This is a genomic window from Clostridium sp. YIM B02551 (genome assembly GCF_022324735.1).
Classification (GTDB): Bacteria; Bacillota; Clostridia; order Clostridiales; family Clostridiaceae; genus Clostridium_T; species Clostridium_T paridis.
Window position 1 is genome coordinate 362737 of sequence record NZ_JAKGTF010000001.1, and the last position, 25971, is coordinate 388707.

The 25971-nt window shown below is 29.1% G+C and carries 30 protein-coding genes and 1 pseudogene; 24 read left to right on the forward strand and 7 right to left on the reverse strand.

Going from position 1 to position 25971, the window contains the following annotated elements:
• The first annotated feature begins 95 nt into the window (after nt 1-95).
• Nucleotides 96-1292, forward strand: a complete 1197-nt coding sequence (locus tag L1S47_RS01920; RefSeq protein ID WP_238881799.1) for a glycosyltransferase family 4 protein — start codon at nt 96-98, stop codon at nt 1290-1292.
• A 35-nt stretch (nt 1293-1327) separates the two neighbouring features.
• Here the strand turns inward: L1S47_RS01920 and L1S47_RS01925 are convergent, their stop codons facing one another.
• Nucleotides 1328-2353 (reverse strand): lysylphosphatidylglycerol synthase transmembrane domain-containing protein, encoded by a 1026-nt coding sequence (locus L1S47_RS01925; protein WP_238881800.1) that lies wholly within the window; start codon nt 2351-2353, stop codon nt 1328-1330.
• Nucleotides 2343-3401, reverse strand: a complete 1059-nt coding sequence (locus L1S47_RS01930) for a glycosyltransferase family 4 protein (RefSeq protein ID WP_238881801.1) — start codon at nt 3399-3401, stop codon at nt 2343-2345. Before L1S47_RS01930 ends, L1S47_RS01925 begins: the two co-directional genes overlap by 11 nt.
• A gap of 246 nt (nt 3402-3647) precedes the next feature.
• On the opposite strand from L1S47_RS01930, the gene L1S47_RS01935 reads away from it, so the two are divergent.
• Together L1S47_RS01935 and L1S47_RS01940 are read left to right on the forward strand one after the other, a co-directional pair.
• Entirely contained in the window at nt 3648-4907 is a 1260-nt protein-coding gene (locus L1S47_RS01935; protein WP_238881802.1) for a DNA polymerase IV, read from the forward strand.
• A gap of 13 nt (nt 4908-4920) precedes the next feature.
• On the forward strand, nt 4921-5184 hold the full coding sequence (locus L1S47_RS01940) for a hypothetical protein (protein WP_202767174.1): 264 nt from the start codon (nt 4921-4923) through the stop codon (nt 5182-5184).
• Nucleotides 5185-5237: 53 nt separating this feature from the next.
• On the opposite strand, the gene L1S47_RS01945 is transcribed toward L1S47_RS01940, so the two are convergent.
• Together L1S47_RS01945 and L1S47_RS01950 are read right to left on the reverse strand one after the other, a co-directional pair.
• Nucleotides 5238-5873 carry a chloramphenicol acetyltransferase gene (locus tag L1S47_RS01945; RefSeq protein WP_238881803.1) on the reverse strand — a complete coding sequence of 212 codons (636 nt, stop codon included), beginning with the start codon at nt 5871-5873 and terminating at the stop codon, nt 5238-5240.
• A gap of 33 nt (nt 5874-5906) precedes the next feature.
• Entirely contained in the window at nt 5907-6506 is a 600-nt protein-coding gene (locus L1S47_RS01950) for a CPBP family intramembrane glutamic endopeptidase (protein ID WP_238881804.1), read from the reverse strand.
• A 288-nt stretch (nt 6507-6794) separates the two neighbouring features.
• On the opposite strand from L1S47_RS01950, the gene L1S47_RS01955 reads away from it, so the two are divergent.
• The 10 genes and pseudogenes from L1S47_RS01955 to L1S47_RS02000 all read left to right on the forward strand — a co-directional run bounded on the left by L1S47_RS01955 (nt 6795) and on the right by L1S47_RS02000 (nt 14187).
• Complete coding sequence (locus L1S47_RS01955) at nt 6795-7127, forward strand: inorganic diphosphatase (RefSeq protein WP_238881805.1); 333 nt, start codon at nt 6795-6797, stop codon at nt 7125-7127.
• A gap of 79 nt (nt 7128-7206) precedes the next feature.
• Nucleotides 7207-7491 carry a helix-turn-helix transcriptional regulator gene (locus tag L1S47_RS01960; protein ID WP_202767170.1) on the forward strand — a complete coding sequence of 95 codons (285 nt, stop codon included), beginning with the start codon at nt 7207-7209 and terminating at the stop codon, nt 7489-7491.
• Nucleotides 7492-7665: 174 nt separating this feature from the next.
• Nucleotides 7666-7983, forward strand: a complete 318-nt coding sequence (locus L1S47_RS01965) for a rhodanese-like domain-containing protein (protein ID WP_238881806.1) — start codon at nt 7666-7668, stop codon at nt 7981-7983.
• Between the two features lie 19 nt (nt 7984-8002).
• Nucleotides 8003-8365: a C-GCAxxG-C-C family (seleno)protein gene (locus L1S47_RS01970; RefSeq protein WP_238881807.1), complete on the forward strand. Its 363-nt coding sequence runs from the start codon at nt 8003-8005 to the stop codon at nt 8363-8365.
• Between the two features lie 25 nt (nt 8366-8390).
• A complete protein-coding gene (locus L1S47_RS01975) occupies nt 8391-8711 on the forward strand; it encodes a rhodanese-like domain-containing protein (RefSeq protein WP_238881808.1) in 321 nt (106 codons plus the stop codon).
• A gap of 156 nt (nt 8712-8867) precedes the next feature.
• A pseudogene (lgt, locus tag L1S47_RS01980) lies at nt 8868-9646 on the forward strand (prolipoprotein diacylglyceryl transferase).
• Nucleotides 9643-12063, forward strand: coding sequence for a plasma-membrane proton-efflux P-type ATPase (locus L1S47_RS01985; RefSeq protein ID WP_238881809.1), 2421 nt, complete (start codon nt 9643-9645; stop codon nt 12061-12063). Before lgt ends, L1S47_RS01985 begins: the two are co-directional and overlap by 4 nt.
• A gap of 118 nt (nt 12064-12181) precedes the next feature.
• On the forward strand, nt 12182-12439 hold the full coding sequence (locus L1S47_RS01990; RefSeq protein ID WP_238881810.1) for an SHOCT domain-containing protein: 258 nt from the start codon (nt 12182-12184) through the stop codon (nt 12437-12439).
• A gap of 109 nt (nt 12440-12548) precedes the next feature.
• The gene (locus tag L1S47_RS01995) at nt 12549-13697 is read left to right on the forward strand and encodes an ROK family protein (RefSeq protein WP_238881811.1); all 1149 of its coding nucleotides are present in this window, start codon (nt 12549-12551) and stop codon (nt 13695-13697) included.
• A gap of 43 nt (nt 13698-13740) precedes the next feature.
• The gene (locus L1S47_RS02000) at nt 13741-14187 is read left to right on the forward strand and encodes a DUF134 domain-containing protein (RefSeq protein ID WP_238881812.1); all 447 of its coding nucleotides are present in this window, start codon (nt 13741-13743) and stop codon (nt 14185-14187) included.
• Nucleotides 14188-14316: 129 nt separating this feature from the next.
• Here the strand turns inward: L1S47_RS02000 and L1S47_RS02005 are convergent, their stop codons facing one another.
• On the reverse strand, nt 14317-16806 hold the full coding sequence (locus L1S47_RS02005; protein ID WP_238881813.1) for a DsrE/DsrF/DrsH-like family protein: 2490 nt from the start codon (nt 16804-16806) through the stop codon (nt 14317-14319).
• A gap of 16 nt (nt 16807-16822) precedes the next feature.
• The gene (locus L1S47_RS02010) at nt 16823-17110 is read right to left on the reverse strand and encodes a helix-turn-helix transcriptional regulator (protein WP_238881814.1); all 288 of its coding nucleotides are present in this window, start codon (nt 17108-17110) and stop codon (nt 16823-16825) included.
• Between the two features lie 292 nt (nt 17111-17402).
• Between L1S47_RS02010 and L1S47_RS02015 the strand changes: the two genes are divergently transcribed.
• The 9 genes from L1S47_RS02015 (at nt 17403) to L1S47_RS02055 (ending at nt 23133) form a co-directional block, all read left to right on the forward strand.
• The gene (locus tag L1S47_RS02015; protein ID WP_238881815.1) at nt 17403-18056 is read left to right on the forward strand and encodes a 4Fe-4S binding protein; all 654 of its coding nucleotides are present in this window, start codon (nt 17403-17405) and stop codon (nt 18054-18056) included.
• Between the two features lie 65 nt (nt 18057-18121).
• Nucleotides 18122-18808: a Crp/Fnr family transcriptional regulator gene (locus tag L1S47_RS02020; protein ID WP_373689011.1), complete on the forward strand. Its 687-nt coding sequence runs from the start codon at nt 18122-18124 to the stop codon at nt 18806-18808.
• A gap of 244 nt (nt 18809-19052) precedes the next feature.
• Nucleotides 19053-19337 carry a helix-turn-helix transcriptional regulator gene (locus tag L1S47_RS02025; RefSeq protein WP_202767157.1) on the forward strand — a complete coding sequence of 95 codons (285 nt, stop codon included), beginning with the start codon at nt 19053-19055 and terminating at the stop codon, nt 19335-19337.
• Between the two features lie 22 nt (nt 19338-19359).
• Nucleotides 19360-19677, forward strand: coding sequence for a rhodanese-like domain-containing protein (locus L1S47_RS02030; RefSeq protein ID WP_202767156.1), 318 nt, complete (start codon nt 19360-19362; stop codon nt 19675-19677).
• A gap of 93 nt (nt 19678-19770) precedes the next feature.
• On the forward strand, nt 19771-20076 hold the full coding sequence (locus L1S47_RS02035; RefSeq protein ID WP_238881817.1) for a rhodanese-like domain-containing protein: 306 nt from the start codon (nt 19771-19773) through the stop codon (nt 20074-20076).
• A gap of 30 nt (nt 20077-20106) precedes the next feature.
• Nucleotides 20107-20427, forward strand: coding sequence for a thioredoxin (gene trxA, locus L1S47_RS02040; RefSeq protein WP_202767154.1), 321 nt, complete (start codon nt 20107-20109; stop codon nt 20425-20427).
• A gap of 246 nt (nt 20428-20673) precedes the next feature.
• Entirely contained in the window at nt 20674-21249 is a 576-nt protein-coding gene (locus L1S47_RS02045; protein ID WP_238881818.1) for a class I SAM-dependent methyltransferase, read from the forward strand.
• A gap of 287 nt (nt 21250-21536) precedes the next feature.
• On the forward strand, nt 21537-22655 hold the full coding sequence (locus tag L1S47_RS02050; RefSeq protein WP_373689017.1) for a 4Fe-4S binding protein: 1119 nt from the start codon (nt 21537-21539) through the stop codon (nt 22653-22655).
• Nucleotides 22656-22776: 121 nt separating this feature from the next.
• Nucleotides 22777-23133 carry a NifB/NifX family molybdenum-iron cluster-binding protein gene (locus tag L1S47_RS02055; RefSeq protein ID WP_238881820.1) on the forward strand — a complete coding sequence of 119 codons (357 nt, stop codon included), beginning with the start codon at nt 22777-22779 and terminating at the stop codon, nt 23131-23133.
• 114 nt (nt 23134-23247) lie between these two features.
• Here the strand turns inward: L1S47_RS02055 and L1S47_RS02060 are convergent, their stop codons facing one another.
• Entirely contained in the window at nt 23248-23742 is a 495-nt protein-coding gene (locus L1S47_RS02060; RefSeq protein WP_238881821.1) for a hypothetical protein, read from the reverse strand.
• A 159-nt stretch (nt 23743-23901) separates the two neighbouring features.
• On the opposite strand from L1S47_RS02060, the gene L1S47_RS02065 reads away from it, so the two are divergent.
• Both L1S47_RS02065 and L1S47_RS02070 read left to right on the forward strand, forming a co-directional pair.
• On the forward strand, nt 23902-24579 hold the full coding sequence (locus L1S47_RS02065; RefSeq protein ID WP_238881822.1) for a response regulator transcription factor: 678 nt from the start codon (nt 23902-23904) through the stop codon (nt 24577-24579).
• Between the two features lie 26 nt (nt 24580-24605).
• Nucleotides 24606-25934: a HAMP domain-containing sensor histidine kinase gene (locus L1S47_RS02070; protein ID WP_238881823.1), complete on the forward strand. Its 1329-nt coding sequence runs from the start codon at nt 24606-24608 to the stop codon at nt 25932-25934.
• The last annotated feature ends 37 nt before the right edge of the window (nt 25935-25971 follow it).

The window sequence follows — 25971 nt, forward strand, 5'->3', positions numbered from 1 at the left end:
AATTTAGGTATTTTATTTTTTTATAGGATTTCTTTTTCTATAAGTGGAAACAATAACTATATAAGGGTAATAATATTTGCTAGGAGGCAAAGTTAATGAAAATATTAATAACATCAGATACATATTTTCCTGTAATAAATGGAGTATCTACTTCAGTTAATAATTTATATAAGGAATTAAAATATAGAGGACATTCTGTTAAGATTTTAACTCTGTCTAGTAATGGGGTCGAAAAAGTTGAAGGTGATATATATTTCTTAAAATCCATTGGAATAGGGGTGTATCCTGATGCTAGAATTAAGTTTCCTTTACATAATAGATTAATAAATGAAATTATAAAATGGAAACCAGATGTTATTCATTCTCAAACAGAATTTTCTATGATGTTCGTGTCTAAATATATCGCAAGCAAACTAGATATTCCACATATACATACATATCACACCATGTATGAAAATTATTTGGATTATTTATTAGGGGGAAAGATAATTAGGAAAAAGACCTCAGCAAGAATAACTAAACTTCTCTTAAATAGCTTAGATAGCGTTATTGCCCCTACTGAAAAAACTAAAAAAACACTATTAAGCTATGGAGTAAATAAGCCTATTTATGTAGTTCCAACCGGAATAGATTTAAGTAGATTTAAACAAAAAATATCTTATGAAGAAATGTATAATATTAAATTAAAATTAGGAATTAGTATGAATGATAGGGTTATAGCTTATATCGGGAGAATTGGGGAAGAGAAAAATATAAGTGAAATTTTAGAACTTTTCCCTAATTTAATAAGGGAATTTAAAAATATAAAATTTCTAATAGTGGGTGGAGGCCCATACTTAAATAAGCTAAAAGAAAAAGTCAAAGAAATGAATATAAAAGATAATGTTATATTTACAGGAATGATAGATTCAAAAGAAGTTCATAAATATTATAGAATAGCTGAAATATTTGTCACAGCGTCCACTAGCGAAACACAAGGATTAACCTATATAGAAGCTTTAAGCAGTGGATGTCCTGTGGTTTGCAAATATGATCCTTGTATAGATGGTGTAATAGAACAAGGAGAAAATGGATTTTCATATAAGGATAAAGCTCAGTTTGAATATTATATATGTAAAATACTTAGAGATGGATATCTAAGAGCTCATATGAGGAAAAAAGCCATTATCAAGGCCAATAGATACTCAAGTAATATTTTTGGAGATGAAATGCTAGATAAATATTATCGTATTACACATGCAAATGAAGAAGTAAGTGCTGATTTAATAAAACTAACTAACTCCAGAAGCTAATAAGAGAAAAGAAAAACTATTATAGTAAAACTTAACTATAATAGTTTTTCTTTTTTAAATTTTATATGTGGAATTATTAATGTGAAAATACCACTCACAGCTACAGTTAAGTAATAAGTTAGTATTCTCCATAAAAATATTGCAGTAATAATTGTACCTGATTTAAAAAATAAGCTATAAATCAAATAAAATCCACCTTCAGCACCACCCTCAGCACCAGGAAGAGGAATAATTGCCATAAAGTTTATTAAAAAGATTTGGGCAGAAATCATTGTGAATATATCTGCTGAATTAAATCCAAAGCTTCTATAAATACAGTATGGTATAGTAAAAAAGGCTAACCATTGAAAAAATGTGTATATAGAAGCATAAATACACATCTTTACATTCTTAGTCATTAGAGCAGCATTCTCATGAAATTTCTCTAGTTCAACTTCAAGCTTTTCAAATGTGTAACCGCTTTTTCTCATAAACTTGAATCTCTTTAGAAAATTAAAAACAAATAAGAATATTTTTTTTGTTAGGTTTTTATTAACTGAAAATAATATTGCAAGAATCATAATTAATATGTGCACAATAATACCTGAGATACATAGGTATAAGAAGTATTTAACCTTTGTATTAAAGTAATTAAATTTGAATACAAAAGCTAAGAGCAATATAACTATATTTATAGCTTGGTGTATTATAAATTTTATCATTAAAATGGAACCAGCTGTTCCAGCAGGAATTTCACTTTCTGTCATTGCATATAGCTGAGCAGGATGACTTCCAGCAGAAAAAGGGGTAACAGCAGCAAAAAATAAACCAACCATTTCAATATTAAAAGATTTAATTAATAAGTTTTTAGTTTTAGTAAATGCTTTGGCAATGACATAAAATGCTAGCATTTCAAGAAACCAAAATAAAAGTATCATTAAAACAGATAAAAGTATCCAAGCTGTATTTAAGCTTTTTAGTTCTTCTATTAAAGTATTTAACCCTTTAGTAAAAAGGAAAAATGATAAAAATATTACCGCACAAACAATTACTATAATTATGTTAAACACCTTATTTTTCATTCGTATTTCTCCTAAAAGGTGTACTACGGTTAGAGTATATTTCGTCGTAGAACTTTTTCCACATTTTTAAGACATAATCCTTAGAATAAAATTCATGACATTTCCAAGAGCTATTGCACCAATTTTTATATTCTCCATTTTTAGCTTGTAGGGCTTTTATTATTTCAGTAAAGTCTGATATGTTATCTCCTTTTAAATAATAGTTAAATAATATATTACTATATATATCTAAATCTCTTAAAAGAACAGGAACCTTTAATGCCATTGCTTCAAGAATTGACATTGGAAATAATTCATTATAAGAAGGTAAAAACATTAAATCGCAAATATTATAGACATCATTCATTTCTTCTCTATTAATAATTCCTAAGAATTTGACGTTTGGAGGAGGGTTTTCTGTAACTTTTTTAAGTTCTTTATATCCATCAGTTATAGAACCAAAAGAAAAACCACCTGCCCATATAAATTGAATATCAGGAAGATTTTCAGCAACCTTAATAAAGTCCATAACGCCTTTTCTAGTTTGAACTTGCCCTACCCCTAAAACAACAAACTTTTCTAGTGGAATTCCATACTTTTCTTTAATTGAATTTATTTCTTCCTCATCATATCTATAGAAATTATCCTCAGATACGAAGTTTGGTATATAAGTTACCTTATTTTCATCTATTTTATATTTTTTAAGAACATCAATGAAATAAGGGTTAACCACAACTAAATGATCAACACTTTTATAAAAATAAATCATATATTTATAAAACACCTTTTTTATTACACTAGGAAGTTTTAGACTTTCCTCGATTGTTTCTGGTACAAAGTGTACATAAGCTACGCTTGTGCCAAGAAGCTTTGATAGAGGAATGCTTAAGAAAAACTTAAAGTCAATAGTATGGTAGTGCATAATATCACAAAAGTTAAAGTTGTTTATTTTAATCTTATAATCATCATTAAGTCCATTTTTAACTAAGTTAACTTGTTCAAGATAAGCTGACAAAACTCCTTGCCCTTTTACTTTATCAGCTGAAGAAAGCATATTAATAGTAGGCATTAAAATAATTCCTCCTTTAAATAAATGTAGAATTAATATTACATTTAGTTTTTGTAAATTTTCATTCTATATTCTAGTTTAGGAAATTAAATTAATAAAAAATTAAAGTTCTTGAGAAGGGCGTTTAACTAGTGGCTATTTTTTCATATAAAGCTAAAAAATACTTTACACAGAACAGATGTTCGCATATAATAGAGCTAGAAAAGAAAGAGCTTTAACTTCAATCAATAAAAAGGGATGTATATTATGAATAAACAAAATAGGCTAATATTTCATATTGATGTTAATTCAGCTTACTTATCCTGGGAAGCAAGCTATAGAAAGCAACAAGGCGAAAATGTAGATTTACGTGATATTCCTTCTGTAGTAGGCGGAAGTGAAGAGAGTAGACATGGAATAGTTCTTGCAAAGTCTATTCCAGCAAAAAAATATAAAATTAACACAGGGGAAACCTTATTTACAGCTAGACAAAAATGTCCAGATCTAGTGGTTGTACCTCCTAGATACTGGCTTTATATGCAATGCAGCAATGCTTTAAATGTGATATTGGAAGAATATACCCCTAAGATACAAAGATTTTCAGTAGATGAAAGCTTTCTTGATTTTTCAAATATGGAGCATATATATCCAGATTATATGAAGCTAGCGGAGGAAATTAAAAATAGGATTAAAAGAGAGTTAGGTTTTACAGTAAACATAGGAATATCTACAAATAAACTTTTGGCAAAGGTAGCTTCAGATTTTAAAAAACCGGATAATATACACACGTTGTTTTCCTGGGAAATAAAGGAAAAAATGTGGAAACTACCAGTAGAAGATTTATTTATGGTAGGAAGAGCTACTTTACCTAAATTAAATAAGCTTAATATATTTACAATTGGGGATCTAGCTAATTATGATTTAGATATTTTAAGGTATTATTTAAAAAGCCATGCCACTTTAATATGGAATTATGCAAATGGAATCGATAGTTCTGAGGTAAGAAGTGATAAGCACATTGACATGAAAGGAATAGGCAATTCTACAACAATTCCTTTTGATGTGGAGGATAGAAAAACAGCACATCTTATACTACTTTCTCTTTCAGAAATGGTAGGAACAAGACTTAGAAATTCTGAAAATTGTTGTAGAGTTATTTCAATGAGTATCAGAAGTAAAGACTTTTTTAATTATTCTCATCAAAGAAAACTATATTGTCCAACAGATTCTACTCAGATAATTTCAGAGGTAGCTTGTAATTTGTTTGATGAGAAATGGAAAGGAGAACCAATAAGACATATGGGAGTACAGGTTACCGATTTTTGTACAAATGAATTTTATCAATATGGATTATTTGACCATAAGGATATAGACAAAATAAGAGCTTTAGATAAAACTATTGATAAAATACGTCTTAAGTATGGTTCAAAGTCCATATTAAGATCTTCATTTTTACATTCAGGTATAAGAAATATGAGTGGGGGAGTGGGGGAAGAAGACTATAAGATTATGTCAAGTTTATTATGAGGAGTTGAGACTTATGAAAGTAATTTTCAAGACAATTGAGATGATAGCTTGGTTTACAGAGGATGGTACCCCAAGGCCCATAAGATTTAAAGTGAAGAATGAGGATGAATCAACAACTGTTATAAAGGTTGATAGAGTACTGTATAAGGAAAAAGAAAAAATAGCAGGGAATCCAATGATACTTTTTAGATGTCAAAGCGTAATTAATGAAGCTAGTAGAGTTTATGAACTTAAATATGAAATGAATACATGTAAGTGGTTGATATATAAGATGTAGAAAAAAGACTATTAGGATAGTTGTTTATCCCTAATAGTCTTTTGAGTTATGTTTTATAGATACTTAGAAGGATTATCTAATATTTCTTGAAGTAGATTAAAATACTTACCAATATGTATTCCATCAGCTAATGCATGATGAAGCTGTACAGATATTGGCATCTTTATTTTACCACCTTCTTCAAAGTACTTGCCCCAGGCTATTCTAGGTATGCTATCTACTGGATTCATATGAAGAGGGTGAATTATATTAGTAAAGGAAATCCATGGAATGCAGGTAGTATATAATAGATCATCTCGACCAGGTTCATTTTTGATAATAACATTATTTTTTACATCATTTATATCATTTAATGTATTAGTTTTAAAATCATTAAAATCATCAATAAAGTTTGATGTACAAAAACTAAATAATTCTTCATCTGCAAGGACTGTAAAAGAAGGGTGTACAGCTTCATGTTCAATAACCCTATCTTCCCTAATCCTAAGTCTGAATTCCCTTATGTTATTTGCTGCTTTCGATACAGCATATAAGGTTGATATAAAAAAAGGAAGTTCATTTTCTTTAATATATTTATAAAATTGTGTAATATCAACATTTCCACCAATATTAAAATGTGGATATTCAAATTCTTTAAAGAACTTATAATGGTCTTTTCTTTTCCAGTTATCCATATCTATAAATTTCATTGGAATATCACGCTCCTTCAAATGTTCTTTTAATTAAATATTAGATATTATGTTCATAATGCTGTGTATAATTAGACTAGGGAATATACTTCCATTAGCCTTCTTTTCGTTAATATAGAATTGTAAAAAACCTACTGTTGCAGCAGCGAGAAAAAGAATAATACCAAAAACATAAGCTTTATAAGCAATTATGAATGCTAAACCATGTGGAAGTCCAAAAAGTATTGACTGAATCAAATTACCTGATAAATAACCAAATTTATTTGCAAGCCTTTTCCCTATAAAACCTCTAAAGAATACTTCCTCAGATAGTGCATTTTGAAAAATAGCTTTTATTAGAACAATGGCGATTATTTCAGCAGTAAAGCCCTTACCACTAGCATCTAAAGAATATACCATTCCTTTTGGAATAACATTAAATGTCTCAAAAATAAAAATAGGACCACCCATAATTATAACTGATATAATGAGTATTAAAAGAGCTTTCATTATCCACTTACTGTTATTAGGTTTGTATAATCCAATCCATTTACAAAAACCGAGCTTCTCTTTAGTAAAAAGCATATACCCTATCCACGGTATTCCAATTAGTATAATACATTGAAATATTGTTGATAGAATCTGGTCTCTCATAATTCAATCCCCCAATAAATAAAAATATTACAATTCTATTATACAGTAAAAAAAGAAAGTGATTTCATGTTATATACATAAAATGGATAAATTTCCTAAGATAAATTTATTTTATAAAATAAAAGAGGAGCGAATTTCATAAAATAAGTTTGGAGTTGACAAAAAGAATTTAACCCAATACTATATAAGTGTATTAGAAATATGTAATATACTTATATATGGCATGGAGATATACAAGGATAACAGAATAGAAGAAGTATTATAAACATAAAGTAGAGAGGTAGTTACATGGAATCTTACTTAGGCGAAAATGTTAAAGTGAAAATAGATAGGCCATTGGGATCTAAACACCCTGAACATAACTTTATATATTCATTAAATTATGGATTTATTCCCAATACTACATCAGGAGATGGAGAAGAGATCGATGTATATATTATTGGCGAATTTGAGCCTTTAGAAACATATGAAGGATACGTTGTAGCAATAATAAAAAGAGCCGATGATATTGAGGATAAACTAGTAGTTTGTAAAAAATTAAACAGATATAACAAAGAGCAAATAAAGGCATTAGTAGAATTTCAAGAAAGATTTTTTGAGTCTACAATAATAATTTATTAGACATTAAAAAGGGAATAGTAAGAAAGGAGGAGTTAGTGAGAGATGGGTACTTGTAATACACTCTCACTAAAGACAAAAAATGAAAGAATATGCAAAGGAAATAGCAGAACTATTAAAGGTTTTGGCAAATGAAAATAGATTAATGATTGTATGTCACTTGATTGAAGGACCACTAAATGTAAGTGAACTTCATGGACGTTTAGATAACCTTACCCAATCAGCATTATCTCAGCATCTTTCAATGTTAAAAGCACATAAAATATTAGAGTCAAATAAAAGTGGACTTACAATAACCTATTCTATTAGAGATGAGAGGGTTGTAAAGTTAATTGAAGTATTAAAAGCAAATTATTGCGAAATTTAAAATTAAGGAGCTAAATCTAAAAAGTTAACCATTTTAGATTTAGCTTTTTTGACTATATTTTACTGAGTTGGATTTAAAAAGTATTGACAAAAGTAATAGAACTTCATATTATATTAGTATATTAGAAATATCTAAATTACTTATATTAATAAAATTAATTTTAGGAGGATTATTATGTTTGGATTTTTGATGAATAAAAAATATAATTCAATAAAGGTAAATGAAATTGATGGGTTAGGGAAAATAAATCTTATTGATATTAGAGAACCATATGAATATAAGAATGGTCATGTTCCTAATGCTAAAAATATTCCAATGAATAAAGTTTTAGATAATACAGAGAAGTATTTGGATAAAGAAAAAGAATATCATATAATTTGCCAATCAGGAGGAAGAAGCACAAGAGCCTGTGGAATATTGGCATCAAAAGGATATAAAGTAATAAATGTAAGTGGTGGTACAGGTGGATACAGAGGCACATTAAAAAGATAATAATTTAGGAGGAATTCAAATGACAAAAGCATCAGAATACCATAAACAAGGATATACATGTGGAGAAGCAATAATTAAGAGATTTAATGAAGAAAACAATACAGATATTCCAATAGCATTAGGAAGTGGTATGGGAACAGGTTTCACTGTGGGAAGTATATGCGGGGCAGCCGGAGCTGCAACTGCCATAATTGGATATTTAAAAGGAAGAGAAAGTAACGAAGAGACTAATAATGCTAGACAACATACAAGAGAATTAATGTCAAGTATAAGAGAAAAATATGGATCAGAATTGTGTAAGGATTTAAAAAAAGATAAAATAGGTTGTGCTGAAATAATAGAGCATACTTACGAGACTTTAAATGAAATAATAAAAAAATAAGATTTAAATAATAGGAGGAAAAGATATGTTTTCAGGTTTTAATAAAAGTGATTATAGTACAATAAGTGTTCATGATTTAGATGACAAGATAGGTAAGATAGAGTTAATAGATGTAAGAGAAGACTATGAGTATAGCGGAGGTCACGTACCAACAGCTAAAAATATACCTATGGGAAGAATTATTTCAGAACCAGATAAATATCTTGATAAAGCAAAAGAGTATCATATAATTTGTCAATCAGGAGCAAGAAGTGCAAGAACTTGTACAGAATTATCAATGAAAGGGTTTAAGGTTGTTAATATTTCAGGGGGAACAGGATCTTATATTCGTCCATTAGAAAGATAAGTATAACTAAAATTTATATAAGCTAGTATATTAATGCGGTTTTAAATAAATCTAGGTGCATTAGTATACTAGCTTTATTTAAACAAAACTTATTGCCAAAATGGTCAAAAGTATATATACTATAGATAGCAATAAGAATAAAAGGAGGAATAAATAATGAATCCAGTCGCATTTTATATTTTTGGAATGGATATTAGATGGTATGGTGTATTTATAAGTCTAGGGATTGTATTGGGCGTTATATTGGCTAAGTTTAATTGCAAATATAGGGAAGTAGATTTTGATTCTATTATAGATGTGTTAATGGTCTCATTAATAATAGGAATTATAGGAGCAAGACTTTATTATGTAGCCTTTGAATTTGAATACTACAAGCATGATTTAATACAAATATTTAATCTAAGGCAAGGTGGACTTGCAATTCATGGAGGTATTCTATTTGGCGGTATTTCAGCATTTGCTATTGCAAAATATAAAAAAGTTAATTTTTTTAGGATTGTAGATGTGGTAGCTCCATCAATTATTATTGCTCAAGCACTTGGAAGATGGGGAAACTTTTCAATGGAGAAGCCCATGGAGGGGTAGTATCTTATGAATATATAAAACATTTTCCTGAGTTTATTCAAAAAGGGATGTATATCAATGGAGAATATTATCAGCCTACTTTTTTATATGAATCACTATGGAATCTAGTAGTATTTATAATATTGATGATAATTCTAAGAAAAAATAGAAAACAAGGTGTAGTATTCTTTAGTTATTTAGGATTGTATTCTATAGGTAGATTTTTTATTGAAGGCTTAAGAACTGATAGCTTAATGCTAGGATCATTTAGAATAGCGCAATTAGTAAGCCTAGGTGGAGTAATTATTTGGATATTGTTTTTGATATTATCAAAGTATAAGGAAAGCAAAGAGCAGGTGTTAAAAGAATGATTTTAGAAACTAAAAGTACTTTTGAATATAAGGAAATGTCTTCTAATGAGATAATGAAATTTTTGGAAACATCTGAAGATGGAATCTCTACAGAGGAAGCAAATAATCGTGTGAAAAAGTTTGGATATAATCAGGTTGAAGAAATTAAAAAAAATCCACTTATTGAGTTTTTTAAAAGATACTGGGGGCCTATGCCTTGGTTATTAGAATTAGCAATAGTTCTTACAGTCATATTGAAACATTATACTGAAAGTATAATAATTTTTATATTGCTTACTGTAAATGCGCTTATAGGATTCTTACAATCAAGAAATTCAAAAAAAGCAGTAGAACTTCTTAAAAAGAAGTTAGAAATAAAAGCTAAAGTATTAAGGGATGGAAATTGGGTATTAAAAGATGCAAGGGAAGTTGTTCCAGGGGATATAATTATAGTTAAATTAGGAGATTTAATTCCCGCAGATGTTAGTATAATTAGTGGGGAGATATCTATTGATGAATCAGCATTAACTGGTGAGTCTTTACCTAAAAATTTAAAAAGCGAAGATGTAATTTATTCAAGTTCAGTGGTTAAAGCAGGAGAAGCTAGATGTGTAGTTATAAACACTGGCATTAACACATACTTTGGAAAAACAGTGGAACTAGTTAAAATAGCTAAACCTAAGTCAAAACAAGAAGAATTAATGTTAAGTATTGTAAAGTATATGATGTATTTAGGTATAATAGCATCAATTATAGTTTCTGCATATGCAATATATCTTCATAAAGATATTTTGTTGATATTATCTTTTATTGTAGTTTTTCTAATAGGGGCAATACCTGTAGCATTACCTGCAGTCTTAACAATAGTACAAGCTGTAGGAGCTACAGAGCTATCTAGAAAGGGTGTTTTAGTAACAAAACTTGATTCAATAGAGGATGCGGCCTCCATAGATATATTTTGTTTTGATAAAACAGGTACAATAACTCAAAATAGGCTAACAGTTGTAGATAGCGTTCCTTTTAAAGAATATACAAAAGAAGATGTAACTGAAATAGCTGCGGCAGCATCTAAAGAAGAAGGTATGGATGCAATAGATATATCTATTATTAATTATGCAAGAGCTAATAATTTTAACTTTGATAAATATGAGCAGCTTGAATATACTCCATTCAATCCGTCGATAAAGAGAACAGAGGCAATTGTTAAAGTTAATGGAAATAACTATAGAATTATTAAGGGAGCAGCGCAAACTATTATAGGTATTTGTAACAAAATAGATGAAATAACCTTGGAGAAAATTGAATCAGCTATAAATAAATTTTCTCAAAGAGGATTAAGAACAATAGCAGTTGCAATATCAGATATAGAAGATATAAATATGATTAAAATTGTAGGATTGCTCGGAATAGCAGATCCTCCAAGAGAAGATTCAAAAATAATGATAGAGGAAATAAAGAAATTAGGAATAAAAAGTATAATGCTAACAGGAGATAGTGAGGCAATAGCTAGAGAAATAGCAGAACAAGTTGGAATAGGTAATAGAATTAAGAAAGCGGGTGATTTAAATAACTTAAATCATGAGGAACAGTTAAAATTAATTAGAAGTAGTGATGGCTTTGCAGAGGTATATCCAGAAGATAAATATAAAATAGTAAAATTACTTCAAGAGAATGGACATGTTGTTGGAATGACCGGGGATGGAGTTAATGATTCACCTGCATTGAAACAGGCAGAACTGGGAACAGCTGTAAGTTCAGCTACTGATGTGGCAAAAGCATCTGCAAGTATAGTTTTAACTAAACCAGGATTAAGTGAAATAATTGATGCTGTTAAAGTTAGTAGAAAAACATATCAAAGAATGTTAACTTGGGTTATAAATAAGATTACTAAAGTTGTAGAAGTAGTTGTGCTATTTACTGTAGGATTTTTTTGGTTACATGATATAGCTATTTCATTATTAGGTATGTCATTATTAGTTTTTGCCAATGATTTTGTTACAATGTCCATTGCAACTGACAATGTAAAGGCTACAGATGAACCTAATGAATGGGATATTAAAAATATTACTATTTCTTCATTGATTCTTGGTGTCTTTTTTGCACTTGAAGACTTATTTATAATTTTTATTGGTATAAATTACTTTCATTTGGAGTTTGAAAAGCTTCGTACGTTAGTAATGTTAAGTCTCGTATTTAATACACAATTTAGAATGTTAATTGTAAGAGAAAGAAAACATTTTTGGTCATCAATCCCTAATAAAAATTTATTGATAGTAAATATAACCACAATAATTGGGTTTATATTAATTGGTACAATTGGTTCATTTATTCCTAATATTTTAATAAACCAAATCTTTATTTTATTAGTGATTACTATGTGTTTTATGATTGTTATTGATTTTCTAAAGTATAATATATTTAAAAAATTTAAAATATAAAATTGATATTAATAATAACAAGGAAATAGAATTCTCCATAATTCCTTCACAATTAAATAATATAATAAAATCAAAGATAGAACTTAATAAAAACATATGAATAAAGGAGGAATTTTATATGTTCTGTAATGGGTTAGGTTATGGAAGATTTGGTGGGTATGGATATGGAGGTGCAGGATTTTTTATGATGATACCAATGATTATAATTCTTTTATTAGTAATATATTTTGTATATAAGGCTATAAATAAAAAAGATATAAGTTCAGTAGCCAATAGAACTTCATCAAATGCAATTGATATATTAAATGAGAGATTTGCAAAAGGTGAAATAAGTGAAGAAGAATATAGAGCTAGAAAAGAACAATTGCTAAAATAAGCAAATACTTAAAAAATAGTCTGTAGAGATGATTCTACGGACTATTTTATTTGCCAAAAGTTATAAAAGATATTAATATATTATTAATATTATAAAGGAGCATATGAAAATGAATGCTTATAAAATACTAGAATATCTAAATGATAGATGTAAATATATTTTTGATATTGTACAAAAATGTGGTCCAATAACAAAAAATGAATTAATAAATAAAACAAAAATTAAATTAACAACATTAAATAGAGATATTCAGGTTCTGATTGATAATGAATTAATAATTGAATCAGCTATTGCTGAATCAACTGGAGGAAGGAAACCTATTTTATATGATGTCAATCCACAGAAGTTTTATATTATAGGTATTGATATATCTAGAACATATATTGAGATAACTATAACAAACTTAAAAATAGAAATAGTAGCAGATAAGATAATAAATAATCCATATGATATCGAGAATATAACTAAATTTTTACCTGAGAATATAAAAGACTTACTAATAGAGTTAAGTATCGACAGGAAAATGGTGATAGGAATTGGAATAGGAACAGTTGGGGATTTTAACACTGAATATTTACATGATAAACTAATAAAAGAATTTCAAGTACCAGTATATATAGATAATGGCGCCAATACAGCAGTTGTAGGAGAATATTTTTTTGGTAGTGGTAAAGGCAAGAAAAATATAGCTTATATTAATTGTGGTGTGGGAATAAGAACTGGAGCAATCTCATCTGGTATTTTAATTAGAACAATAAATAATGCAGAAGATGCATTTGGGCATATGATTGTTGATACAAGAGGAGAACTATGTTCATGTGGAAATAACGGATGCATTGAAAGCTATGCTTCAATATTAAAAATAAAGCAAAAATTTATAGCAGAAGTGAAAAGCCAAGAAAAAGTATTAATCAATAAAGATCTAGAAGAAATAAGCTATAAAGATATATTAATTCTAGCAGAAAGTAAAAATTATATTGCTGTTAATATATTGTTAGACTCTGCTATGCATTTCGGAATAGGTCTTGCAAATTATATAAAGTTATTTAATCCACAATTGATTATATTAAGTGGACCTTTAATTCAAAATTCTCAATTATTTTATGATACATCTATAAAAGTAGCATTAGAAAAATGCCATATTAAGAATAATGAAGTTATCTTTAATAGGGGTGGATATTTTAAAAACAAATCAATTGCAGTTGGAGCTTCAGTTCTGGTTATACAACAACTATTAAGATTGAAGAAGATAACATAGAATAGTGTTTTATAAAATAGCAGAGATATAAAGGAGGTTAAGTATGGCTAGACCGACTAAATTTAGAAATGTAGAATTTTTTCCTAAAGATACGTATTTTATTCCAATTGGAAAACCTAAATGTCAGATAGAAGAAGTGGTACTAAAGGTTGAAGAATTAGAAGCTATGAGACTTAAAGATATTGAAGAATTAAAACAAGAGGAATGTGCTGAAAAAATGCAAGTATCTAGACAAACCTTCCAAAATATAATAGATAGCGCAAGAAAAAAGGTAGCTATAGCACTAACTGAGGGCAAAGCTATAAATATAAGTGGAGGAAATTACACAACAAACTTTTGTAAATTTAAATGTTTAGATTGTGATGCAGATTATGATATTAACTATGAACAGGATAAAAGAGTCTGTCCTAAGTGTGGTTCCAAAAAGGTATTGTGTAATAAAAAAACTAAATTTTGTACAAATTGGTGTAAAGCAAAAAATGAGGAGTAGTGGTCTTATTTAAGAATAGGTACTCTATAATGGAAATTTAGTAAATCAACACTTTGAAATGAGCAAAAGCGTTGTTATAGTAAGTATAGAAAAAAGTAAGATAGCTTTAAGCCATCTTACTTTTTTGTTTTATATAAATAAATTAACGTTAGAATCTTCAGCTTCACCTAAATAATAACCAACACCACCTATTTTAACTCCATCAATCAATTCTTCTTTATGAAGTCCCATAACATCCATAGACATTTGGCAGGCAACAATTTCGATTCCACTATCTATAGCTGATTGTATTAGATCCTCAAGAGATGAAACATTCTTATCCTTCATAACTTTACGGATCATTTTTCCACCCATACCCATCATGTTCATATTAGATAGTTTAAGTCGCTTACTTCCTCTTGGCATCATTAACCCAAACATCTTATCCATAAAGCCTTTTTGTACACTAACTGCTTCATGTTTTCTAAGAATATTAAGTCCCCAGAAGGTAAAGAACATGGTAACCTTTTTACCCATTGAAGCTGCGCCATTAGCTATTATAAAAGATGCAATTGCCTTATCTAAATCACCACTAAATACAACCATTGTCTTATTGTCTTTTATAGGCATTGTAGGCATGTTTTCATTAACTATTCTATTTTTAACATTTTTTTTTATATAGGCAATTATATTACCACCCTTTTTTGATATATCTATTAATTCGTTGTTTGTTCTTTTACACCAAGCCTTAATATCTTCATAAAATCCAGGGTCAGAGGCAGAAACCTTAAGGATTTGCCCATCCTTTAAATCATCAATAGAAGCTTTAACCTGCATTAGTGGACCAGGACAACAAAGTCCGCAAGCATCCAACTCTTTATCATACTTACCTTTAGAGTTTTCATCTGTTTTTACTACCTGAGTGTCAGGATCAATAGTTAGGGCAGAGTGAGTATCATTGCTATCATCATTGTCATTTGACTCAGTTTGTTTTGGAGAAAAGTCTAACATTGATGTAGTTTTATACCCTCCAGTAACATTTAAAACCTTAAAGCCATTTTGACTTAAAATTCTATCAGCAATATATCCTCTTAAACCTACTTGGCAGTATTCAACAATAGTTTTATTCTTATCTAACTCATTAAGTCTTTCTCTTAAGTCATCTACAGGTATATTTACTGCACCTTCTAAGTGTCCATTATTGAATTCTACCTCAGAACGAACGTCCACAAGCATATAGTCATCATTTTTAAATTCTTCAATATCCTTCCAAGCAATTACATTACTTCTTCCAGCTAAAACATTTTGAGCTACAAAACCAGCCATGTTAACTGGATCTTTAGCAGAAGAGAAAGGTGGAGCATAAGAAAGTTCAAGTTCAGCTAAATCTTCTACAGTACCATTAAGTCTTATAGTAGTAGCTATAACATCAATTCTTTTGTCAACACCATCAAAGCCAATTCCTTGAGCACCTAATATTCTTCCTTCATCGTTGAATATCAATTTAAGAGACATAGGGATTGCGCCTGGATAATAAGATGCATGAGATACTGGGTGTACATATATAACCTTGTAAGGCATATTTGCTCTTTGAAGAGTTCTTTCATTTGCTCCAGTACCAGCAGCAGTTAATCCAAATATCTTAATTATTGAAGTTCCTTGAGTTCCTTTATAGGTTGAATTTAAACCAGCTATATTGTCAGCAGCAATTCTACCTTGTTTATTGGCTGGACCAGCTAAAGGAATAGCAGTTTTTTGTTTAGTTATAAAATCAACAACTTCTACAGCATCTCCAACAGCATAAATACCGTCCATATTTGTTTCCATTTTTTCATTAACAATGATATGGCCCCTTGGTCCAAATTCTAAGCCACTATCTTTTATAAAAGTAGTATCTGGAGCTACCCCTATAGCTAATATAACTAAATCAGCAGTAACTTTTGTATCGCTATTTAAAGTAACTTCAACTTGATTTTCTACATCATTAAAGGATTTAACCCCATCGTTTAGTATTAGTTTAACGCCGTTTTCTACTAATTCTTTTTCTGCAAGAACAACCATATCAGAATCAAATGGTGCAAGAATATGAGGCGCTGCTTCAACAAGAGTAACATCTAAACCTCTTTCTTTTAGGTTTTCAGCCATTTCAACACCTACGTAGCCACCGCCTATAACTACAGCACTATTAACACCTTTCTTATCAACATATGCTTTTATGGCATCAGTATCAGGAATGTTTCTTAATGTGTAAATATTTTTACTATTTATTCCAGGTATATTAGGTCTTAAGGCTTTTGCTCCAGGAGAAAGTATTAAGTAATCAAAATTTTCTTCATAAGTTCCTTTATCTTTACTATTAACTTTAACCTTTTTATTTTTTGCATCTATGCTCATAACTTCACTGTTATTTCTAACATCTATATTAAATCTTGCCTTCATTGCGTCAGGTGTTTGAACTAAAAGTTTACTTCTTTCCTTTATTGTTTCCCCAATATAGTAAGGTAATCCACAATTAGCAAAAGAGATATATTCGTCCCTTTCAAACATAATTATCTCAGCAGTTTCATCTAATCTTCTAAGTCTAGCAGCAGCAGAAGCTCCACCAGCAACACCACCAACTATTAAAACTTTTTTACTCATATTAATACCTCCAAAATTAATTATTTTCACCAAAAAATAGTTTAATTAAATTTTCAACTTGCTCATTACAAACTTTGTAGAATATCTCAAGACCGTTTCTCCTGCCTTCTATAATACCTGCAGTTCTTAATTTTTGTAGATGTTGAGATATAGTAGATTGAGGTGTGTCCAAGCAATCTTGCATATAAGTAACATTACAGGCACCGTGTTCTAATAACCCACGTACAATGCAAAGTCTTACTGGATGAGCCAGTACTTTAAGCATTTCTGAAACATCATTATACTTATCAAAATCTTTATCCATAGTGTTTCCTACTTTCTAAAGTATACTATATAAATTATTATATTCATATATTACGATATAGTGATTAATAAGTCAATATTCTTTTGTTTGATTTTTAACAATGATTTTAAATTATTTATAGATATATATTGTTAGGAATTGAAGTAGCAAAGAAAAAAACTAAAAAGAGGAAAAGTGATTTCACATATGTGACAAAGTCACAGAAAATATTAAAGATATTCATTAAAATAAAAAAGCACTGTTTAACAAGTGCATTTATTTAATAGTATTTTAATAACTTGGAGGAATCATAATGAGAAAAATCTTTAAACTGTGGAAAAAGTATTCATTTACGTTGCTGGTAGCATTTATATTGATTGGTATGCTTGATTTGAGAATTGGGGTTTTAGCAGGTATCTGCATGATAGCACCTGTAATAGTATCTGTTTTTAAAGGGAGATTCTGGTGTGGAAATTTATGCCCTAGAGGAAATTTTTATGATAATGTAGTTTCTAAATTTAGTAATATACGAAAACCACCGAAAATTTTTAAATCGTATTACTTCAGAGCTTTAATATTGACAATTATGATGATGCAATTTATTGCAGGAATAATTAAAAATTGGGGTAATCTTTATGGTATAGGAATGGTATTTTATAGATTAATAGTGATAACTACTATAATAGGAGTGGCACTGTCATTAATATATAATCACAGAACATGGTGTAATTTTTGCCCAATGGGAACTCTTGCTTCAATAACATCAAAATTCAAAAAAAATAAAAAAGTACTTCAGGTATCTTCATCATGTGTTTCTTGTAAGATATGTGAGAAGAAATGTCCAATTGGCTTAGTTCCTTATGATTATAAAGGTGATATATTAAGCCATCCTGATTGTATACAGTGTGGAAAGTGTGTTGCTGTATGTCCTAAAAAATCAATAGGATATGAAAAAGTAGCTGCGTAATTATAAATTAAAAGCTGAATTATATTATTTTTTAAATGATTAAATAATAAAGCTGAGGAGGGTGTATGATGAGTTATGATGGAGAAATATTAAATGCAAAATTAAAAAACGTAAATCTCTTATATAAAATATACCCGGTATTAGAGAAAATTGATAAAAATAATAAAGGAATAATAAGTGAACATGCGTATTTTAAAAATCTATATGCAGATGAATATATAGGAGCTGAAGAGGGAACCTGTAATGGAATTTTATTTGTTCTTAAAGGGATGATTAATATAAATAGAATAAATAAAAATGGAGGGCACACTAACCTATATAATATAGAGGAGGGGGAATTCTGCCATGAAGCTCTAAGCTGTATATCTAATTTTGAATCATTAAATATTTCAGGTAAGAGTATTCAATATTCAGAAATATGCATTATACCAATTGATATAGTAAAAGAATATATAATGAAGGATTCGGATTTTCTTTTGTATATTTATGAGGATTTACATAAGAAATTAAGTAAAGTGATTAAAAATAAAGAAAAAATGATTCATGAATCATTAGAAACAAGACTTATAAAGCTTTTAAAAAGTAAAAACAGCAAAATAATATATGCAACCCATAGTCAACTAGCTTTTGAATTAAATTCAGCAAGGGAAGTAGTAAGCAGAAATTTGAAGAATATTGAAAAGAAAGGTTTTATAAGACTTGAAAGAGGGAAGATAATAATAATTAAGGATATGAATTTATATACTGGGTAAGATGTCATAATGACTTCTTACCCAGTTTTTTATATATTAATGGAAGTTCGATAGAAATGTAAGGGATTTGTGAAAGTTTAGTATGGTATACTTAATTCTAAATTTCATATTTATATAAATATTTTTTCAAAGAGTCTTGACAAAAAATATTTAATTGCATATCATATTAGTATATTAGGATTTACTAATATACTAATACAAAGTAATTTATTAATGATAAAAGTGAGAAAAAGGGGAAATTTAGATGATTGAGCATGCAAAAGAAATAGCAGAGCTTTTAAAGGTCTTAGCTAATGAAAACAGATTGATGATCGTCTGTCATTTAATTGAGAGACCAATGAATGTAAGTGAACTTCATCAAAGGATTAGTAGTTTGACTCAGTCTGCGTTATCACAACATCTTTCAGTATTAAAAGCACATAGAATATTAGATTCAAATAAAAATGGTCAAACAATAACTTATTCAATTAGAGACGAAAAAATTGGAGAGTTAATTGAAGTACTTAAAAAAAATTATTGTGAAATTTAATTGAAGAATTAGGAGGATTATTATGTTTGGATTTCTTTTTAAGAAAAAATTTAGTTCTGTAAAGGTTAGTGAAATTGATGGATTAGGAAAGATAAATATAATTGATGTTAGAGAGCCATATGAATATAAAAATGGTCATGTTCCTAATGCTAGAAATATTCCTATGAATAAGATCATAGAGAATACTGAAAAGTATTTAGACAAGGAAAAGGAATACCATATAATTTGTCAATCAGGAACTAGAAGTTCAAGAACATGTGGATCATTAGCCTCAAAGGGATATAAAGTTATAAATGTTGCTGGTGGTACTGGAGGATATAAAGGAAGGTTAAAAAGATAAAAAACTAGACAGAAATATACTGAATAGTAAAAAGATCTATAGGTTAAAATTTTTATAGATAAACTAATAATAAGAATTTTAGGAGGAGGAAATATGTTTTCAAATTTTAATACAATCAGTGTTCATGATTTAGATAGTAAATTAGGAAAGATTAATTTAATAGATGTAAGAGAAGGCTATGAATACAATAATGGTCATGTACCGACAGCTAAAAATATACCAATGGGGAACATTATATCAGATGCTGATAAATATCTTGATAAGACAAAAGAGTATCACATAATATGTCAATCAGGTGCTAGAAGTGCAAGAACCTGTACAGAATTAGCATCGCAAGGGTTTAAAGTTATTAATGTTTCAGGTGGAACAGGATCTTATATCAAACCTTTAGAAAGATAAATAAAAAATAAAGTGGAGGAGAGTAAAATTATGGCTAGAGAATTAAATAGTAACGAATTTCAAAATGAGGTTTTAAATAGTAAAGATATAGTATTAGTAGATTTTTCTGCAACATGGTGTGGACCATGCAAAATGCTTGCACCAATAGTAGAAGAATTAGGGAAGGAAATGGAGGGAAAGGTTAAAGTATTTAAGCTTGACGTAGATAAAAGTGGTGATATAGCTCAAAAATATCAAGTAATGGCTGTACCTACAGTAATCATCTTCAAAAATGGAGAAGTTGCTGAAAAAATGGTAGGATTTCAACCCAAAAATGTTCTAAAGGACAAATTAGAGTATTTTTCTAAGTAAATTATGTGGAGTCATAAGCTATGCTATTAACATAGGATATAGGTTAAAGATTATTAAGGTAAACTTATTCCTAATTGGTATCATAGCTTATTTGTATGTATAAATAACTTGTTTCCAGAATGGTCAAAAATGATAATTCCATAATTAACATTAATGAATCCAGTTAGAATTTTTGCATTTATTGAGTATTATGAAAAAGGGCAAGTTAATTTATAAGCATTCACTAAAAGAAAGAAGGAGTAAAAAATGGCACATAAATTTGATGTGAAAAATAAGCATAAACTAGATAATGAAGAAAGAAGAAAAATGTTGCCACCAGAAAAAACTCTTACGAGTCTTGGACTACATGAAGGAGATATCGTGGCGGATATAGGTTGTGGAATCGGATATTTTAGCATTCCTGCAGCTGAAATTGTTGGTAAGAATGGAAAAGTATTTGCGTTAGATATTTTGTCTGAAATGCTTCAGGAGGTTGAAATAAAGATAAAGGAAAATAATATTTTTAATATAGAAACAATTTTGACAGAAGAAAACAATCTTAAATTAGAAGAAGGTAAAATAACATTTGCGTTTATAGCTAATGTTTTGCATGAGACCGAGGAACTTGAGAGATTTTTAGGAGAAGTTAAAAAAATTATAAGCATTAAAGGGAAAATTGCAATTGTAGACTGGCAAAAAATCAAAAGTGAATTTGGACCTCCAGTTGATCACAGACTAGATAAGTTAGAATTGATAAATATGTTAGCCAAGAGTGGATTTTCGGATATCTCCAATATAGATATTGGTGATAATTTTTATGGAATAACTGCAGTTAAGAATTAAACTCTCCATAATTTCTTTATAAATAGATTAAGTTGAATATGAATTAGAATAGATAGTCTGTAGAAAAAATTCTATAGACTATTTATTTACTATTAAAACAACTTTTCACAAATCGTTCACAATTCCCCCAAAGTTATATCAATTTATCACTATAGAATTGATATATGGTTCTAACTTCAATTATAAACTTATACATGTCTAAAAAATACAAGGAGGAGCTATTTTTAACAGGTATAAGGTAAGTTTCAGTAAAGAAACCATATAAATATAGTCGAATAGGGGGAGATATCATGAACAAGAAGTTTACAAAATATTTAAGATGGGTGCTCTTAGGATTTTTTTTAATAATGGTGACAAGAGAGGCTTATTTACATCAAGTTCAAGGTGGAGGGGTAGCACCTTCAATACATGCATTATGTCCATATGGTGCACTAGAATCTCTATATATTTTGGTGTTTACAGGGACATTCTTACAAAAGATATTTTCAGGAACTATGATACTTTTAGGGATAACATTAATTTTAGCCTTAATATTTAGAAGAAGCTTCTGTGGTCTAATTTGTCCTTTTGGAACTCTTCAAGAGTTCGTTGGAATAATTGGTAAGAAAATCTTTCGCAAAAGATTTATTATGCATTCAAAAATAGATAAACCTTTAAGATATTTAAAGTATATTGTATTACTGGGAACTCTATACTTCGCATGGCAAACTACAGGGTTATGGGTAGATCCTTATGACCCATGGGCAGCATATGGACATATTAGTGCTGGAATCACAAGTTTAACCACTGAATACTTAGTAGGGACTATAATGTTAGTTATTGTTTTAGTAGGATCTATGCTATATGACAGATTCTTTTGTAAATACCTTTGCCCCATGGGAGCAGTGTATGGAATTATTTCGAAAATTAGCCCATCAAAAATTGTTAGAAACGAAGATGCTTGTGTAAATTGTGGATTATGTAGTAAAAGCTGTCCAATGAATATAAAGGTAGCAAATGTTAAAGAAGTAACCTCAGCAGAATGTATTAGTTGTCAAAGGTGCGTGATCTCATGTCCTAAAAAGGATGCATTAGAATATAAGACTGGAAAGAAGAAATTAAAAACATTAACTGTAATTATACTTGTAATAGGATTGTTTTTTACAGGGGTATTTATAAGTAAAAGTACTGGCATTTTTCAAGTTTTACCACAGAAAATAACTGAAGAGTCTAAATTAAATATTGATGATATTAAGGGATATATGACTATAAAAGAAGTATCAATTGGAACTAAAATTGAATTAAAAGAAGTATACAAAAAACTAGAAATTCCTAATTCAATTCGAGAAGATACTAAATTAAAAGATGTAAAAAACTTTGTAGATGGATTTGAAGTTGAAGTAGCTAAGGAAAAGTTAAAAGAATAAAAAATGTATATAAAGATTGAGATTGACTAATATTTTTTTTGTTATTGGCATTTGACAGTAACTTATTGCTATCATATAATATAAATAGCATATGACAATAATAAAGTGGAGGTAATATAATATGAAAATAGCAATACCTAATAATGGAGATGTGGTGAATCAACACTTTGGAATGAGTAAGAGCTTTGTAATTATAACAGTAGAAGATAACAAAGTTATACAAGTTCAAGAAATTTCTTCTGCAGAACTTACACATCAGCATCAAGGATTAGCAGATTTACTTGTAAGTCATGGTACAAATGTAGTTATTACAGGAGGAATCGGCCCAGGAGCAATTGCTGGTCTACAGCAGAATGGTCTTCAGGTAGTAAAGGGTGCTTCTGGAGAGTATCTGAAGGTGGTTGAAAAATACATTAACGGAACTTTAGAGGATAAAGATGTAGTATGTAATCATCATGGGGAACATAATCATCATTAAAACCTATGATAAGAAGACGAATAAAAAAACTCTCATACTTGAATAGTATAGAGTGCATCATAGGGACTGCAACAGATTTGTATATACACAAATCATGTTACAGTCCCTTTTAATTTATGAACGATGCATTCCCATTCTTCCTCCGGTACTATTTCCTCTATTCCCCATGCCTCTCATATTGCCATTTCCTTGACCAGGAGTAGTGCAGTTTGCAGAATTTTCTTTGATATCTTCTTTTAATTCCTCTCCTTGCATTTTAGTAAATTTACCGCTAGCCACAGCTTCATCTATGCCTTTTGTTTTTTCATTTACCATGTACTCTTTGATTTGTTCATCAGTTACGCCCTTTTCTTTTACAAGATCATAGAGAGATTCGCCTGAATTTAATGATGAAGAAATTTCCTCATCTGTTGCACCTTTGCTTTTCAAAAGATTGGTTAGGATATCATATCCACGCATATTTGTAACCCTACCTAAGCCAACCCCAGAACAGGTTTGATTGGTTAGATTACTTTCAGATGCTGAACTAGATGTAGCAGCATACGCCGTTGTACCAACTCCCATTACAGATACAATTGCTAGAGATAATACGATATTTTTGATTTTCATAAAAAACACTCCTTTTAATTAAATTTAATTTTCACAATTACTACTGTCTATATTTATATAATAATTTTATATATTGATTAAATTATGAGATAATTGTGATAGAATTGTGAAAGTTATAGAATAGTACTAGAAACAAACTTACAAAGGGGGTATCTTAAGATGAAGGGGAAAATTCTTATAATTGAGGATGAAAAAAAACTAGCTGAAGTCATGATGCTTTATTTGAAAAATGAAGGGTATGATGTAGTGGTTATGAATGATGGGGCAAAAGGTGAAGAAGCTATAGATGACAATGAATACGATATTATAATTTTAGATATTATGATGCCAGAAAAAGATGGCTGGTCACTCTTAAGAAAAATTAAAAATAAAGGGGACACTCCAGTAATTATAACTACTGCTAGAGGAGAAGAAGAAGATAGGATATTTGGATTAGAGCTTGGAGCCATTGACTATATGGTCAAGCCGATCAGTATGAAAGAGCTAATACTTAGAGTAGGTCTTAGAATCAAAAAAAACACTACTGAAGTACAAGAGGAATTTAAATTTGAAAATATGTGTATTTCAGAGGAAAAAAGAATAGTGACTGAAAACGGAAATGAGCTAACTCTTACTCCAAAGGAATTTGACCTTTTAATATTTCTATGTAAAAATCCAGAGCAGGTGTTTAAAAGAGAGCAGCTTTTACAAAAAGTTTGGTCTTATGATTTTATGGGAGATACCAGAACTGTGGACACTCATATAAAAAACTTGAGAGAAAAGATTAAATACTGTAATAAACACATAAAAACAGTATGGGGTGTGGGATATAAATTACAGATTAAGATTGAAGAATAAACCGTAGAAAAATTGGAGGTGAAATTATGGGGAAATTAACATTAAGGCTCATAAAGTACTTCATTGGAATGATAGTTTTGGTAATTATATTTTGTTTTTTATCTAGCAGTATTTTCTTATCATATTTTTATGTTAATATGCAGTATTCAGAGCTTAAAACTGCTTCAGATAAAATATATGAAGCACTGAAGTCTGGAACTCAGTACTCAGATATAATATCAGAGTATCAAGTATCTAGCGCAATCCTTGTTAAAGATGGAGAAATAACTACACTTTCCGCATCAAAAATGGGAATGATGTCTGTCATAAAAAATACTAGTATTGAAGCATTAAAGGAAAAGGGGAAATATAAGAATCAAATGAATCAAGAGTTCTTATATTATAAGAACAATACTGATTTGGGAGATATAATTATTCTACAAAACAATAAATTTTCAGCTGAGTATATGAGATCTACATATATAATCCTATCTATTATATTTTTAGTTGCTCTAATTATTTCAATACCTCTTGTATCTATGATAGGGAAAAGAATTACCAGACCAATTATTAAACTTCAAAAAGCATCATTAGACATAACTCAAGGTAATTTTGATATTGATGTTGATGTTGATACCAATGATGAAATACAAGAGTTATCTAATAGCCTGAAAATAATGGCAGATTCAATAGAAACGAAAAATGTTATGCAACGAGATTTTATTGCAAATGTATCTCATGATTTCAAAACACCTTTAAGTGTAATAAGAAATTATAGTGAAGCTATATACGATGATATATTAGAAGAAGAGGATAAAAAGAAGTATTTAGAAGACATAATTAAAGAAGTAGATAGATTAAACCTTCTTGTAATAGCTATATTGCAGCTTTCAAAGTTACAGGGAGGAACAGATATATTAAAAAAGGAAAACTTCAATCTAAATGAATTTTTACTTGATTTTCAAAATTCACTTAGGATTCAGTTGGAAAATAAAAATCTTACATTAAAAATTAATCTGTTAAATAAAGATGAAGATATTTTTGCAGACAGTAATTATTTATATAGGGTAATTTATAATTTTATTGATAATGCAATAAAGTTTAGCAATGATGGTGAGTTTATAGAGCTGAGTGCAATAGATGAAGAGCAGGGTATAAGAATATCAGTAAAAGACAATGGTGAAGGAATCGATGAAAAGTATGTTGAAGGCATATGGGAAAGATATTATAAAAGCAAAAAGAGCGGAGGAATGGGACTAGGACTAGCTATATGCAGTGAGATATTGAAACTTCATAATTTTGAATATGGGGTTATAAGCAAAGATGGTAAAGGAGCTGAGTTTTATTTTATAGTTCCTTTTAAAAATAATAGATAAACAAAAAATAGTGGTTAAATTTTAACCACTATTTTTG